This window comes from Pedobacter cryotolerans (genome assembly GCF_005116475.1).
Classification (GTDB): domain Bacteria; phylum Bacteroidota; class Bacteroidia; order Sphingobacteriales; family Sphingobacteriaceae; genus Pedobacter; species Pedobacter cryotolerans.
The window spans coordinates 56,281-71,475 of record NZ_SWBO01000013.1 but is presented as its reverse complement, the minus strand read 5'-3'; the positions used below and the strand labels follow the sequence as shown (position 1 = coordinate 71,475).

Here is a 15,195-nt window from a genome sequence, read left to right as displayed (position 1 = left end):
TAAAACGTTTTAGTAGTTCAATAATAAAACATTTATTGCTTAATAATTAAATTAGATAGTAACTTTAATGATACACTTGTAAAATTTTAAAACAATTTTCACCTTTTATTTTGAGGTTAATAAAAAAAGGCGCTAAAATTTAGCGCCTTTAGTTGTTATAATTGTTATTGTGGGTATCCTGGGTTTTGTGTTAAATTAATATTCAATGTTCTTTGTACTTGAGGGATTGGGAACAAAGTTCTGAATGGTTGAGATGGTTGATGATCCCACCACGATGCAGTGGTAAATTTGCCGAAGCGAATTAAATCATTTCTTCTAAAACCTTCAAAAATAAATTCTCTTCCACGCTCTTTTAATAACTCATCCATGGTTAGCGTAGCAATAGTGTAAGGAACAAAATCTGCTGCGGCATAAGCTCTTCTTTTGGTTGTATTTATTAACGTTACTGCATCTATAGTAGCAACATTACCTGCTTTACGCATTAAAGCTTCAGCTTTTGCAAAATAAACCCAAGTTAAACGGTAAATGTTCCAATCGGTATTGTTGTAGTTTAAATCAATTGGCACAGCTGTACCATTTACAACACCAGCAATTTGGTTACCTAACTTGTATTTGTTAAACCTAACACCACTGTTTTCTTCACCTTCGCTCATGTTAGAAACGGTAGAATTGGTTTTGTTTTTTCTGATGTTATCTACAAAAACAATTTGCTGACCGCTATATTCGTTTCCACCTGCTGCTAAAGCTGGCTGTCCGTTATCAAACCTAACCATTGGTCCTTCTAACAACCAACCTCTTTTTCTTAAATCAGTATTCTCGAAAGTATCAAATACACCTGGTATTACAACCACACCATCGTTACCATTTCTATTACCACCATAAATTAACCCTTGTTGAAAGTGATAAAACTCACCCGTCCAAGAAGGCTCAAAAGTTGCATTTCTAAATTCGTAGGCGATAGAAAAAATAGCTTCTTTAGATAAATCATTTGTAGATTTAAACTGATCGAAGATATTTGGATCTAAAGCCATTGCTCCATTTTGACCGCCTGCTGCACCATTAATTAATTTATCAGCTGCCGCGATACAATCATCCCAACGTGGTGTACCTGTCCAAACTTCAGCATTTAAGTATAATTCTACCAACATGGCATAACCACCTGCTTGGCTCATTCTACCAGTCATTTGTTTAGAGTGTAATGGCGCTTTGTCAATATTTTCTTTGATCTCTTTTTCGATAAAAGCAAAAACATCTTTTCTTGGTAAAGTTGCTGGTTTAGCAGGGATACCTACTTGTGTAACCACTGGAATATTTCCAAAAAGATCCATCAATTTTAAGTAGTGAAACGCTCTTAGCAATTTTAGTTCTGCGATGTAAGCATCTTTTTCTACTTGAGTAATGCCCATTCTAGAAATCTCTCTTTTCTCTAAGTTTTCGATCGGATCATTACATAAACCCATTCCCCAATACATTAATGACCAAGCATTGTTTAATGGCCCATCATCTGCTAACCAAGTATGGTAATGTAATCTTTTCCATTTACCACCATCTTCGCCGTGTCTACCTTTAGTTGGCCATGCCAATTGATCTCCAGATAGTTCTGCAGGGCGCCACCAACCATCTTGTCCAGAAGGGGTTACCCATGCGTTTGCATGGGTGTAAGGCCTAAGCACAGCCGATAACACTTCATTTTTATTGTTGTAAAAATTATCAGTAAGTAACTGATCATATACATTTTCTTCCAATTTGCTGCAGCCATTCATTAAAAATATGGGAGCAGTGATTAGACAGGTAAGCAATATTTTTTTATATCTTTTCATTTTCGTAATTATTAAAAGCCAAAACCAACACCGAATAAAAACTGTCTTGTAGCAGGGTAAGGACTTCTTGAATCCACACCAGGGTTTAAGCCTGTATCCGCAACAAAATCAGGATCATTACCGGTATAACCAGTAATAGTAGCTAAATTCTGACCAGTTACATAAGCTCTTAGATTTCTGATAGATTTTAATCCAGTTTTAAAAGTATAACCTAAGGTAAGTTCATCCAATTTCACAAAACTACCACGCTCTATATAATAATCTGAGTACATGTAAGTATCGTTTAATTGAGCGTATTTATCAAAAGCACTATTCAGTAAGTTTAAATTCGTAACTCCATTTTTGTTACCATAAGATAAAGCTGTGGTATTTAAAATATCATAATCTAACTTACTTCTTAAAAAGAACCTAAAATCGAAACCTTTATAAGTAAAGCTATTTGTTAGTGACAAATAATATTTAGGAATTGCATTACCAATTACTGCTAAATCTGTAATGTCTCGAAATGCTGAAGTATTGATTTGAGAATTTGGAACTACACCTCCAGCACGATTAAAGAAAGTCCATTTGCCATCAGGTGTAAAACCTGCAAATCTCTTGCCCCAAAACTCACCAATATTTCTACCTTCATAAGTTCTTACCGCATCACCTAATGCACCAAAACCACCAATTGCGCTAAAAGTCTTTAAATCTCTCTTATATTCATCATTAGAATATCTATCTAATCTATTTCTTGTAGTGCTACCTATGAAATCAATGTTCCAAGAGAAATCTCTATTTTTAACTGCTTGGTAACCTAATGTTAACTCAATACCTTTTGCAGAAATGGTACCAACATTTGTAGTTATCTGACTGGTAATGAAAGGAGGTTGTGGTGAAGTGTAATTATCAATTAAATCTTGAACAACCCTGTTATATAAGTCAATTGAACCTGTTAATTTATTATTTAAAATAGCAAAGTCGATACCTAAGTTTGTTTCCTTTTTCTTTTCCCATCTTAAATCTGGATTTGGGTTTTTATTAGGCCCATAAGTTTGTAAATATTCTCCAGTAGGGAATAAATAAATACCACCACCACCTAAAGTTACCAATGAAGCCAAATTACCACCTGTATTACCAGTTTCACCATAACCTAATCTTAATTTTAAGTTATTTACAAACTTCACGTTTTTCATGAAATTTTCTTGGCTAACATTCCAACCCCCAGATATACCTGGAAAAGTTGCATACTTATTATTAGCTCCAAATCTAGATGAACCTTCGCGGCGAATACTAGCTTGTGCGAAAAAGCGATCGCCGAATGCATAACTAATTCTTGCAAAGCCAGCAACTAATGTATTGTCATTTTTATAACTACCAATGGCTATGCGATTTAAAACAACAGGTACGCTTCCTAAGTTATTATCTTCAACAATATCATTTAAATAACCTCTATTATTCGCATTAAAGCCTTCATTAACCTCATATCTGTAAAAATAACCAGCTACTGCGGTAATTTTATGATTTGTACCAATAATGGTATTGTATTCTAAAGTAGGTTCTACGTTAAAATTTTGATTCAAATTTGTAATTCTACTTGCATAACCACCATTTGGTGCTTGTGCATTTTCAACGGAGTTCTGACTTGCTTTATCTCTGTATTCGCTGTTAATGGACCAGTTTCTAACGTGTGCACCAAAAACAGAAGCTTTTAGACCAGGGATAATTAGAAAATCAAGTTTTCCATCAACCGATGAAGTTTGTTGTTGCAACCCACTTCTTTCTTGTTCTAATCTCGCAATCTCATTGGTAATATTTCTGGTAAATTTGTACGTACCGTCTGGGTTATAATAAGACTCTGTTGGGTTTCTTGTCAATACATTTTCCCAACCACCACCACCTAATAAATTGGCATTGTTAAAATTAGCCGCCACATTAAATTGTGCAGTTAACCTATTGTCTAACCCAGTTTGTGTTAAGCTTAAACGTAAGCCATATTCTTTTCTTGAGTTTTCTTTAGCAAAACCTTGTACATCTCTAAAGTTAACCGCAGCTCTGTAAAATGAGCTTTCGCCTCCACCAGATACGGCAAAGTTATGGTTATGAGAAACATTGTTTTTATTGATCAACTCTTGGAAGTAATCAGTATCGCCTCCGTAATCAGTACCCGAAACTTGACCACTCGCTAAACGCTCACGGTATTGTGCGGCTGTCATAAAATCTGGTCTTTTCACTAAAGTTTCTGTTCTTACAAATGAATTGTAATCAAAACGTGATGGACCTCTTCTCCCTTTTTTAGTGGTTACAATGATTACACCAGCGTTTGCTCTAGTACCATAAATTGCCGCAGCAGAACCATCTTTTAAAATACTGAATGATTCGATATCATCTTGCTGCAATAGATCCAAGTTACCACCAGGTATCCCATCCACAATTATTAAAGGTGATGCTGCTCCTGCAATGGTTGTAACCCCTCTTAATTGAACACCAACTCCAGAGTTAGGATTTGTACCGCCTGTTCTGGTAATTTGTAAACCAGCTACCTTACCTATTAATAAATCAAGTACATTTCTAGATCCACTCTGTCTAAACTGAGAAGTATCTACTTTAGTAATAGCAGAGGTAATTTCGTTCCTGGTTTGCGTACCGTAACCTACTACTACTACTTCGCTTAACTTGGTGTTTTCTGATTCAACCAATTTAACACTAAGGTTTGTTTGCATACCAACCTTTATATCTTGCGCTGCAAAGCCGATGTATGTAAATCTTAATACATCATTATCGCTGGTAGTTTCAATTCTAAATTTACCATTAGCGTCGGTAATTGCGCTTTTACCATTGGTGATGTTTTTAACACCCACACCTGGTATTGGCTGGTTAGAATTGTCTAAAACAGTACCAGTAACAATACCTGCCTTTTTTACAGGCTGCCATGGCATTTTGAATTCAATGGTACCATTGGGGATGACACTCCATGTTTCCATTGAAAACGCAGGCACACTGAGCAACATAATTGCAAAGAGCCCTTTAGTTTTAAGTAAAGAAATTTTCATTAGCTGTTTTTTTAAATTATGGATTAGGTTATTTGTAGACTACTGGTGTAAAAAGTTAAGCATTAAGATATTTTGAACTAAATAATACACGATAAAGTGAGCAGCGAAATTGCAGATACAAATATTTAAACGCAGAAAAAACATAAACACTAAAACGTTTTAGTGTACATTGAAAAAAAAAGCGTTCAGCCTTTTCAACCTTTTTAAGATGTTTCATACAGTATTTGGTTATCGTTAAAACTTCGCTTAAATAAAGTAAGTAAATCGTTTTATCAATTTAATAATAGCAATTATTTAGGAGCTTACAAAAAAATACGACAGTAACTATTCTGTTACAAAATAATAATCGTTATTTAGACAATTATAAAGCATTAATTTCTGATAATTAATTTTGCGGGAATAATGATTTGCTGATCTGGGATTTTGGTTTTTGCAGCAAGTTGAGCTAAAATTAATCTAATAATTGTTTCAGCAATTTCTTCTAAAGGCTGCTGAATGGTGGATATACTTGGTGTATGTAATTCAAATGCTTCATGATCATCATAGCCTATTACCGAGAAATTCTCATCAATTTTTTTATCCAGCTCTTTTAAAACTTTTAAACCGCTAATGGCTAAATAATTTGTTGCAAATAGAACGGCATCAACCTCTTTGTTTTTAAACAGCGTTTTAATTTGTTTAATTGTACTGGCTTCGGCCTGGTTAAAAGGAATTTTTAAAACTAAACTTTCTTGGTAAGGCAAAGCATAATCTACAATTGCTTTTTTATAACCATCATAACGCTCAATAATTTGTTGTACATCAATATCAGTAGTTACTAAAGCAATATTTTGCTTGCCATTTTTAATAAAGCTTTGTACCGCTTGATACGAGGCTACAAAATGATTTGCTCCAACATAATTGGTATTTAACTGAGGTAAATTTCTATCAAAAAGAATAACTGGTTTGTTTTCATTCATTAAAATCTGAATATCTTCCTCTATTCCTTTTATTGGAGAAATAATATAGGCATCAACTTTTCTTGATTTAAAGAGATTGATTAATTCTTGTGCTTTTTCTACATTATTTTCGGTACTCGAATAAATAATTTTATAGCCTTTTTTATAGGCTTTATCTTCTATTAAACGAGCAATACGAGAGAAAAATGAGTTAGATATATCTTCGATGATTAAACCGATGATATTCGAGTTACCTGTTCGTAAACTTCGGGCTATTTGATTGGGCTTATAACCACTATCAATAATTATTTTTTGTACTTTTTTAATTACAGCATCGCTGATAGATTTTTCTTTTGCTTTACCATTAATGATAAATGAGACCGTTGTGATAGACACATTGGCTTTTAGAGCAATATCTTTTATAGAGAGCGCTTTCATATTTGGTTAAACTTCGATGCTAATTTAGATTCCATTTAACCAAATATAAGCGATTACTGAGAGATTATGAATTATTTCGCGTAAGGAAAATTCCTTGAGACTTTACGCATCATTCTTTCCACTAAATCGTCAGTTGATGTTGTGATACCATCATCCATTGTTTTGAAGAACCTCCAAAGCAAATCTCCTGTTGGACCATTATTTAATGTTAATGTGAGGCTACCTGTTCCAGTTTTACCACCAAACCCACCAAACAAAACTGCTGATGCGATTGCACCGGCCTCAGATTTAGTCTGTTCTGTCTCAAAACTCCCTCCTAATATTGCATCCACACCTAAGGCCTTAGCTACTTCATCTTTTGTAAACTCATCTAGTTTATCTAACATGCCTGCTTTTTTAAGCAAGATATTCGTTTTATCAACGTCTTGAAATTCGACAGAATAATTACTGCCCTTTCTTAACAGAAAAGTATACATGCTAGATTGAATAGATTTAGACATCGTTTTTTCCTGATCTCTATTTGCTTCAGGATTGAAATTCTTAGGTTGCTTCTTGTAAGTAATTTTTGTGTTAAAGGGCAGAATTGCAACGACTTTGTGGCTTGAAATTTCTGATTTTAATTTGGGGCTTTCAAATACTTGTTTTGAACCTTCAAATTGGGCGTTTGCCCAAAAAGCTAATAGAATTAATGAGAGTGTTAAGAAGATATTTTTCATCATATAAATGTTATTTAAGATGCAATGATATTCATTACAAATAAACATTACAAGAATACTTTAAAAATTATTTATAAAACTTTGTATCCTCTACTATCAATTTTGCAGTACGTTCAGAAGCGCCCTCTTTACCCATTAATAAGCTCAATTTTTCATAATCATTGAGCATTTCAAACCGTTTTTTCCCATCCACAATTTGTTTTAAATGAATTGAGATATTAGCTGTATTACAATCTTCCTGTATCAATTCTTCCACTACTTTTTTATCCATTATTAAATTTACCAATGAGATAAACCTAATTTTGATTACTAATCTGGCAATGCCGACTGAAATTGCTCCTCCTCTGTACAACACAACTTGGGGCACTCTAAATAATGCCGTTTCTAATGTTGCTGTACCCGAAGCTACTAAAGCAGCATGTGCATTTTGTAATAGGTTATACGTTTGAGCAAACACCAACTTTACTTTTTTATCGCCTGTAAACTGATGATAATAAGTTTCATTAAATGTAGGCGCTGCTGCAATTACAAATTGATAATCTGGGAATTGATCAGTTACACTCAACATATCGGGCAATAAACGCTCTATTTCTTGTTTTCTGCTACCGGGCAATAATGCAATAATTTTTTGGTCAGATAGTCCTTCATGTTTTCTAAAGTCTACATCTGGTGTAAACTGTGCCTTTTCATCTAGTAACGGATTGCCAACATAATTTACCTCCATCCCCCATTTTTTGTAAAAATCTACTTCAAATGGTAAAATGCAAAACATCTGATCTACATCTCTTTTAATTTTTAATACCCGTTTTTGATTCCAAGCCCAAATTTTAGGCGAAATGTAATAACAAACTTTAATCCCTTGCTTTTTAGCAAACTCAGCAATTTTTAGGTTAAATCCTGGGAAATCAATTAATATCAAAACATCTGGTTGATCAGCTAAAATATCTGCCTTGCAAGCCTTCATGTTTTTAAAAATGGTGCGTAAATTCATTACCACTTCGGTAAAACCCATAAAAGCCATTTCGGCATAGTGCTTTACTAACTTTCCTCCCTCGGCTTGCATCTTATCGCCACCAAAATATCTAAATTCAGCCTTCGGATCTTCAACCTTTAAAGCCTTCATTAAATTGGCACCATGTAAATCGCCCGAGGCTTCGCCTGCAACTAAGTAGTATTTCATTTATGAGGGGTGAGTATTGAGATTTGAGATATGAGACTGAACTTCATAACTTAAAATACTTTGTAATAGAAAAAGGCAAACGCCCATAAAAAAGTAACGCTTATAATTCCTCTGGCGACGTTATCTTTATTTTGTTTGAAAAAATAATTCATCAGCCATGCGTTTAAAGCAACACATAAAATTAACAACCAATCTGCTTTTTTAAGCACTAAAACATTTTGCATCACCAACCAAACGATTACGCCAGGAATTATGGGTACAATAAAACCTAAAAGCAAACCATTCCACACTGTGTTTTTAATATTAGCGATTTTCATTTGATAATTAACCTAACTGATCGCCCTTTAGCTTATTGGATACTTTGTTTTTATCATTACCAACGTTTTCAAAATCCCATGAATTTAAAATAGGAATTGCGTGATGTGCTGTTAAATCAAACTGAACTGGCACTACAGAAACATAACCATGATCTAAAGCCCAAACATCAGTATCTTCACCTTTATCGTAGTTCTCGAAAACCCCAGTTAACCAATAATATGGTCTCTTATACGGGTCTTCACGCTTATCAAATTCCTCAGCCCATTTGGCATTTGCTTGTCGGCATATTTTTATACCTTTTAAGTTAGCTCCTTTCGGGAAGTTTACATTTAATAACGTCGCCTCTGGCAAACCATGAGAAAGAACTTGTAAGGCTATTGTTTTGATAAATGATTTACAATGTGAAAAATCTGCATCTTGTGCAAAATCATCTAAAGAAAATCCAATTGATGGAATTTTTTCGATAGCTCCTTCTACCGCAGCAGACATGGTGCCCGAATAAATTACATTGATAGAATTATTTAAACCATGGTTAATTCCAGAAACACATAAATCTGGCTTTTTGCCTTTAAAAACAATATTTACAGCTAATTTCACACAATCAACTGGTGTACCAGAACATTTGTACATTTCTACACCAGGGTATAAATCTACTTTATCAAATCGTAAAGGTTTACCAATAGTAATGGCATGCCCCATACCAGATTGAGGTCCATCTGGTGCAACTACCACTACATTTCCAATTTCCTGCATCACCTCAATTAAAGCTTTAATACCAGGTGCTGTTATTCCATCATCATTAACTACTAAAATGGTTGGTTTCTTAGTGTCTTTATTCATACTGGTAAAAATACGAGAATTATTTAAAGGCAAATCAATATATTTAATCCTTTTGGGATGAAAATTTCATTTCATCATCTTATATTTACTTGTTAATGTCTAATTTTTAGCAAATCAATCAATCTCCAACTCTAATGAAAAACAAACTTATTTTAATAGTTTGCTTGCTGTTTGCAGGCTCCAATTTAATGGCTCAATCTACCTACCAGTGGAAAACAGCCTCTTCTGGTGGTTATACTTACAAATATGTAACTAACGACCCATCAAAATCGAGATTTTACACCTTAAAAAATGGATTAACGGTTATTTTATCGCCCAATACCAAAGAGCCTAATATAGAATTTAGAATGTCTGTTAGAGCGGGTAGCAATACCGACCCTAGAAATGCAACTGGTTTAGCACATTATTTAGAGCATGTTTTATTTAAAGGAACTGATAAGTTTGGAACCAATAACTGGGCAAAAGAAAAACCCTTGTTAGATAAAATTGATGCGCTTTACGAAAAGTACAATAAAACAACTGATGTTGCACAACGTAAAGAAATTTATAAAGAAATAGACAAAACATCTGGCGAAGCATCTAATTTTTCAATCGCTAATGAATACGATAAAATGATGCAAGGTATTGGAGGAAACTCTACAAATGCACATACTTGGTACGAAGAAACGGTTTACAACGAAGATTTTCCATCCAACTCTGTTGATAAATTTTTAGCCATACAAGGCGAACGTTTCCGTAAACCAATTTTCCGTATTTTTCATACAGAGCTAGAAGCTGTTTACGAAGAGAAAAACCGCAGTTTAGATAGCGACCCGAACAAATTAGATGAGGCGATGATGGAATTGTTGTTTCCTACTCATAATTATGGGCAACAAACTACAATTGGAACGATTGAACACTTAAAAAATCCATCGTTAGTAGAAATTAGAAATTACTACAACAAATATTATGTGCCAAATAACATGGCAGCCATTTTTACTGGAGATTTTAATCCAGATGAAATGATTAAAAAAGTAGAAAAAACTTTTAGCTACATGGTAAATAAACCATTGACGCTTTACACTCCTGCTCCAGAAAAACCTTTAACCACGATACAAAAAGTTGAAGTTTTTGGTCCGAGTGCAGAAATGGTAGAAATTTACTACCGCGGTTTTGCAGACAATACCCAAGAAAGTTTAATGCTAAGTTTAATTAAAAGCATATTGATGAATGGCAAAGCCGGTTTAATTGATATCAACCTAAATAAACAACAAAAGACATTAAGAGCTGGTGCAAGTTATCAGCAAATGAAAGATTATGGCGTGTTCAATTTATCGGCATCACCACGTGCCGGACAAACTTTAGAGGAAGCTTCGCAATTGCTTTTAGGCCAAATTGAATTATTGAAAAAAGGTGAGTTTGATGAAAGTTTGTTAAAAGCAATTGTTGCTAACCAAAAATTAAGCTTTCTACAAGCTTTTGATAGCAACAACAATAGAGCAGAAATATTATCGAACCAATTTGTTTTACACCGTGGCACCAAATGGGATAAAAGTTTAGGTGATATTGATGCTACCGCTAAATTTACCAAAGCCCAAATTATTGCTTTCGCCAATTCTTTCTTTAAAGACAATTATGTAATTGGTTTTAAACGCAAAGGCGAAGATAAAAACTTGGTTAAAGTAGAAAAGCCAACCATTACTCCAATTAATGCTAATGCTGGTTTAACTTCTGATTTTGTAAAAAATACTTTAGCAATGCCTGTTAAACCTATTGCTCCTAAATTTTTAGACTACAAAAAAGACATCGCCTTTGGCAAAACAGGCATAGCTGAGGTATTAACTACCAAAAATGTAGATAACGCTATTTTTAGAATGAGCTACCGCATTAATATTGGTTCTAATAATTACAAACTTTTGCCTTACGCAGCTAGCTATTTAACGTTTTTAGGTACCGAAAAATATGCAACTGAAGAGCTTAGTAAAGCATTTTATGATATTGCCTGTACTTACAGCTTAATTGTTGGCACAGAAGTAACAACAGTTAACATTAGCGGTTTACAAGAGAATTTTGATAAAGCAGTAAGCCTAGTTGAGCACATTTTAACAAATGTTAAACCTAACGAAAAAGCATTGGCAGATTTAAAAGGGACAATTTTAAAAAGCCGTGAAAACAATAAGTTAAACAAAGCTCAAATTATGAATGGTTTAACTTCTTATGCTCAATACGGCAGCATAAATCCGTTTAATAATGTGTTAAGTAATGATGAGGTGAAAAACATGAAATCGGATGATTTGATTTATTTGATTAAAAATTTAACCAATTACGAGCACGCCATCACCTACTACGGGCCAAAAGATTTAACCGCTTTTACTGCCGATATTAAAAAAGCACATTTATTGCCAAAAGAGTTTACGGATGCAGCACCAGCAAAAGTTTACGCTTATACCAAGCAAGATACTAACAAAGTATATTTTGCCAATTACGATATGGTGCAATCAGAAATCCGTTGGTTAAGAAACACTGGTTTATACAACAAAACTGATGCAGCAAACATTCAGGTTTTTAATAGCTATTTTGGTGGCGGTATGGGCTCTATTGTTTTCCAAACCATCAGAGAATCTAAAGCTCTGGCTTACTCTACATTTGCGCAGTACGTTTCTCCTGATAAGGCCGATAAACAATACAATATGATTGCTTATGTAGGTAGCCAAGCAGATAAAATGACTGATGCAGTTAACGGAATGAATGAATTGTTAAACGATTTGCCGCAAAGCGATAAATCTTTTGATGGTGCAAAAGTTAATGTTATTAATAATTTAGAAACCACTCGAGTAATTAAGGATCAGGTATTTGCTTACTATTTTGCAGATAAAAAATTAGGTTACGATTACGATTCGAGAATTGATTTATATAAAGAATTAAAACCAATTACTTTCCAATCAATTAAAGATTTCCATACTCAAAAGGTAGCCAACAAACCTTATACCTATTTAATTGTGGCTTCAGATAAAAAAGTTAAAAAAGAAGACATGCAAAAATTTGGTGAAGTAACAACTTTAACCTTAGAGCAATTGTTTGGGTATTAAGGTTGTCACTCTGAGTGCCCGCCCACCGTGGCTGTATCAATATCATCAAGTTAAGATGGTTAAAATGTTGGCGGGGACGCCAACATAAAAAAGCTCCAGCGTTGGCGTCCCCGCCAACACTAACATAAAACTAGGCTTCGACTACGCTCAGCCTGACAAAAAGCCTTAAAGGACTTTAAGCGACTTTCTTAATGGAAGTCGCTTTTTTTTTCGTAAAATAATGTCAGCATACTATGGCAATAGCAGTCCCACTGTCCGCTTTACTTCGTGGCAACCACAAGGGTTGCCCCTACGTGTTCGCTACCATTGGGTTTAACTTAATTAAGTAGTGCAATAAACTAAAAGCAGCTCCTACAGAACGCATATTTGGCATTGCAGGTAAATTCGTTTATTTTTAAAAAATGAGAGTAATCTTCTGTCTTTTATTCTTTTTCTCTACTACAGCATTTGCCCAAGATAGCATAGCGCTTAAAATGAATTGGTTAGCCAAGGCAAAACCCACTACCAATCTTTTTGTACACTTCGACAAAAATGTTTACACCAACAATGAAATTGTTTATTTTACGGGTTACTTGCTAAAAGATAAAATAACACCTTCTAGTGAGCATAAAATATTATCGATTTGTCTGGTAAGAGATTTAGATAGCACGATCATTATTCAAGATAAATTTTTAATGGATAAAGGATTAGCATTTGGAAGCATCACTTTACCCGATTCTATTTTAACGGGAGATTACCATTTTTTAGCTTATACAGATCAACTATTTAATGGATTACCGAATGCAGTTTTTCATCAATCTATAACCATTAAAACCAACATCGATCCAGCATTTAAAGCATCTCTTAAAATTTTGGAAGATGTTTCAGACAGCAAGAACAACCATCAGGTACTATTAGCGGCAACCACAAAAGACAATCGCTTTTTACCCAAGCCACTTCAAATCAATTACAAATACGGCAATCAATCTACAAAAACAAAAACAGATGCTTCAGGACAGTTACTTATTACTTTACCAGCAAAAAGCGATTTGGCTGATCCAAACTTATATGTGAGGTTAAGCAATGAGAAAGACACCAGTTTTTTAAGCTTAGCACTACCAGTAAAAAAGCAAAAAGCAAGTGTAAAATTTTATCCAGAGGGCGGAAATTTAGTATCGGGTTTACAATCTAAAATTGGCTTGGAAATTAAAGACCAACAGCAAATGCCTGTTGCTACCAAAGCATTTTTATTGGAAAATAACCAAATAATTGACACCGTTGAAACAAGCAGCTATGGCATTGGCAATTTTCAATTAAGTCCAAAAGAAAGTGCTATTTACAGTGTAAAATTAATTCATTCTGGTTTAGCTGATAGCGTTTATTATTTACCTAAAGCGCTAGAAAAAGGTATTACACTTCAACTTCAAAAAGCTGTTGTAAAAGATACCTTGTCAGTGGTTATTAAAAATAATAACTCAACTAAATTAAACTTTTTAATACATAATTATCGTGAGGTATTTTTAAATATCCCATTTGATATGGATGTAAACAGAAGGATTATTAAAATACCACTTCATGAGATACCAAAAGGCGTAATGGCCTTTACTGTTTTAGATAGTTTGAAAAGACCTTTGGCAGAGCGTATGCTCTTTGCACATCATAGCACAACAGAAAATATAGTTGCCAATACAGAGAAACAGACCTATCAACAAAGGGAAAAAGTTAAATTATCTCTTAAACTAAATTTTGATACAATAAGCATAGTTTCAATTGCTTGCGTACAAGAAAACAGATTGCAAACTAAAAATACCAACGATATTGAAAGTTATACCTATTTAACTAATGAATTGAGCAACTTACCAGTTGTATTAAAAGGAACACCATATAAAGATGTAAATTATTTAGAGCAAATTTTATTGGTAAAAGGCTGGAGAAAATATACTTGGCAAGAGTTACAAAAGACAACAGCAAATAACACGATTGCCAAAACAGATAGTTTGCAAATGTTAGGCTGGATTACGAAATCTAAAAAAGAGCTTACTAAACCTATAATGATTGGCGCCTTTGGCGATACCAAAATCAGATTAATTGAAACTTCGGAAAAAGGAAATTTTAACTTTAATACAGATGAACTTATTTTAGAACAAGGAAAAAAAAGCTCTCTCTTTATAAATGATAAAAATAAATTTCAATATAAAATTAATATTGAAGATCAGTTTCTGAAAACCAACGAAAAGCTTGTAAAAACTGCAATATTTCATAGCCCTGTTCTTCCTTCGACCGTTACCAACAATGCAGATTTGGTATTGAAAGGAAATGAAAAAGCTATTCGATTAAAGGAAGTAGTAATCAGTAGCAAAAAAGATAACTCAATAGGATTTTTAGGACCATCCGGCAGTAATGCATGTGGAGATTATGTTTGTCTATACAGCATTTTAAACTGTCGTAATCATGTAAGCGATCCAGGAAATACACAACCCGTTGCTGGCAGAAGTTACAATACCAATGGTCGTAAGGCTATCTATCAGGAGTGCAGACAAGGCTTGGGCTTAGATGAAAACTTTTTAAAATATAATGGCATACATTATCATAAAGAATTCTATCATAATGATTATAAAGACCCGCAAGAGCCTGCATTTTTCTCAACTATTTATTGGAATTATGCCACCATACTAAGCAACAAAAAAGAAACCGAAATAGAATTTTACACGAGTGATATTACTGGCAAGTTTAAAGTTATAGTGCAAGGAATTACAAATAATGATGTTGTTTATGGCGAACATTATTTTGAGGTGAAATCAAAACAAAATCCATAAAAAAAGCGGTTAACCAATTGGCCAACCGCTTTTATATGTTAATTTAACTT

9 protein-coding genes are annotated in these 15,195 nt (G+C 33.9%); 2 read left to right on the top strand and 7 right to left on the bottom strand.

Annotated features, from left to right (window positions below; translation table 11 throughout):
* Positions 1-164: 164 nt before the first annotated feature.
* The 7 genes from FA045_RS16935 to surE form a co-directional block, all read right to left on the bottom strand.
* The gene (locus FA045_RS16935; RefSeq protein WP_136878272.1) at positions 165-1,820 is read right to left on the bottom strand and encodes a RagB/SusD family nutrient uptake outer membrane protein; all 1,656 of its coding nucleotides are present in this window, start codon (positions 1,818-1,820) and stop codon (positions 165-167) included.
* An 11-nt stretch (positions 1,821-1,831) separates the two neighbouring features.
* Positions 1,832-4,852, bottom strand: a complete 3,021-nt coding sequence (locus FA045_RS16930) for a SusC/RagA family TonB-linked outer membrane protein (protein ID WP_136878271.1) — start codon at positions 4,850-4,852, stop codon at positions 1,832-1,834.
* A 371-nt stretch (positions 4,853-5,223) separates the two neighbouring features.
* Complete coding sequence (locus FA045_RS16925) at positions 5,224-6,228, bottom strand: LacI family DNA-binding transcriptional regulator (RefSeq protein WP_136878270.1); 1,005 nt, start codon at positions 6,226-6,228, stop codon at positions 5,224-5,226.
* Between the two features lie 71 nt (positions 6,229-6,299).
* A complete protein-coding gene (locus FA045_RS16920) occupies positions 6,300-6,947 on the bottom strand; it encodes a hypothetical protein (protein WP_169305082.1) in 648 nt (215 codons plus the stop codon).
* 64 nt (positions 6,948-7,011) lie between these two features.
* Positions 7,012-8,124: a lipid-A-disaccharide synthase gene (gene lpxB, locus FA045_RS16915; protein WP_136878269.1), complete on the bottom strand. Its 1,113-nt coding sequence runs from the start codon at positions 8,122-8,124 to the stop codon at positions 7,012-7,014.
* Between the two features lie 50 nt (positions 8,125-8,174).
* Positions 8,175-8,441, bottom strand: coding sequence for a stationary phase survival protein SurE (locus tag FA045_RS16910; RefSeq protein ID WP_136878268.1), 267 nt, complete (start codon positions 8,439-8,441; stop codon positions 8,175-8,177).
* Between the two features lie 7 nt (positions 8,442-8,448).
* Positions 8,449-9,282, bottom strand: a complete 834-nt coding sequence (surE, locus tag FA045_RS16905) for a 5'/3'-nucleotidase SurE (RefSeq protein WP_136878267.1) — start codon at positions 9,280-9,282, stop codon at positions 8,449-8,451.
* A gap of 134 nt (positions 9,283-9,416) precedes the next feature.
* Between surE and FA045_RS16900 the strand changes: the two genes are divergently transcribed.
* Positions 9,417-12,350, top strand: a complete 2,934-nt coding sequence (locus tag FA045_RS16900) for a M16 family metallopeptidase (protein WP_136878266.1) — start codon at positions 9,417-9,419, stop codon at positions 12,348-12,350.
* Between the two features lie 401 nt (positions 12,351-12,751).
* Positions 12,752-15,145, top strand: coding sequence for a hypothetical protein (locus tag FA045_RS16895; protein WP_136878265.1), 2,394 nt, complete (start codon positions 12,752-12,754; stop codon positions 15,143-15,145).
* Positions 15,146-15,195: the final 50 nt, after the last annotated feature.

What these genes read in the sequence shown, in the direction of transcription:
- FA045_RS16935 (WP_136878272.1), bottom strand. Translation starts at nt 1,820, where the DNA reads ATGAAAAGATATAAAAAAATATTGCTTACCTGTCTAATCACTGCTCCC.
- FA045_RS16930 (WP_136878271.1), bottom strand. Translation starts at nt 4,852, where the DNA reads ATGAAAATTTCTTTACTTAAAACTAAAGGGCTCTTTGCAATTATGTTG.
- FA045_RS16925 (WP_136878270.1), bottom strand. Translation starts at nt 6,228, where the DNA reads ATGAAAGCGCTCTCTATAAAAGATATTGCTCTAAAAGCCAATGTGTCT.
- FA045_RS16920 (WP_169305082.1), bottom strand. Translation starts at nt 6,947, where the DNA reads ATGATGAAAAATATCTTCTTAACACTCTCATTAATTCTATTAGCTTTT.
- lpxB (WP_136878269.1), bottom strand. Translation starts at nt 8,124, where the DNA reads ATGAAATACTACTTAGTTGCAGGCGAAGCCTCGGGCGATTTACATGGT.
- FA045_RS16910 (WP_136878268.1), bottom strand. Translation starts at nt 8,441, where the DNA reads ATGAAAATCGCTAATATTAAAAACACAGTGTGGAATGGTTTGCTTTTA.
- surE (WP_136878267.1), bottom strand. Translation starts at nt 9,282, where the DNA reads ATGAATAAAGACACTAAGAAACCAACCATTTTAGTAGTTAATGATGAT.
- FA045_RS16900 (WP_136878266.1), top strand. Translation starts at nt 9,417, where the DNA reads ATGAAAAACAAACTTATTTTAATAGTTTGCTTGCTGTTTGCAGGCTCC.
- FA045_RS16895 (WP_136878265.1), top strand. Translation starts at nt 12,752, where the DNA reads ATGAGAGTAATCTTCTGTCTTTTATTCTTTTTCTCTACTACAGCATTT.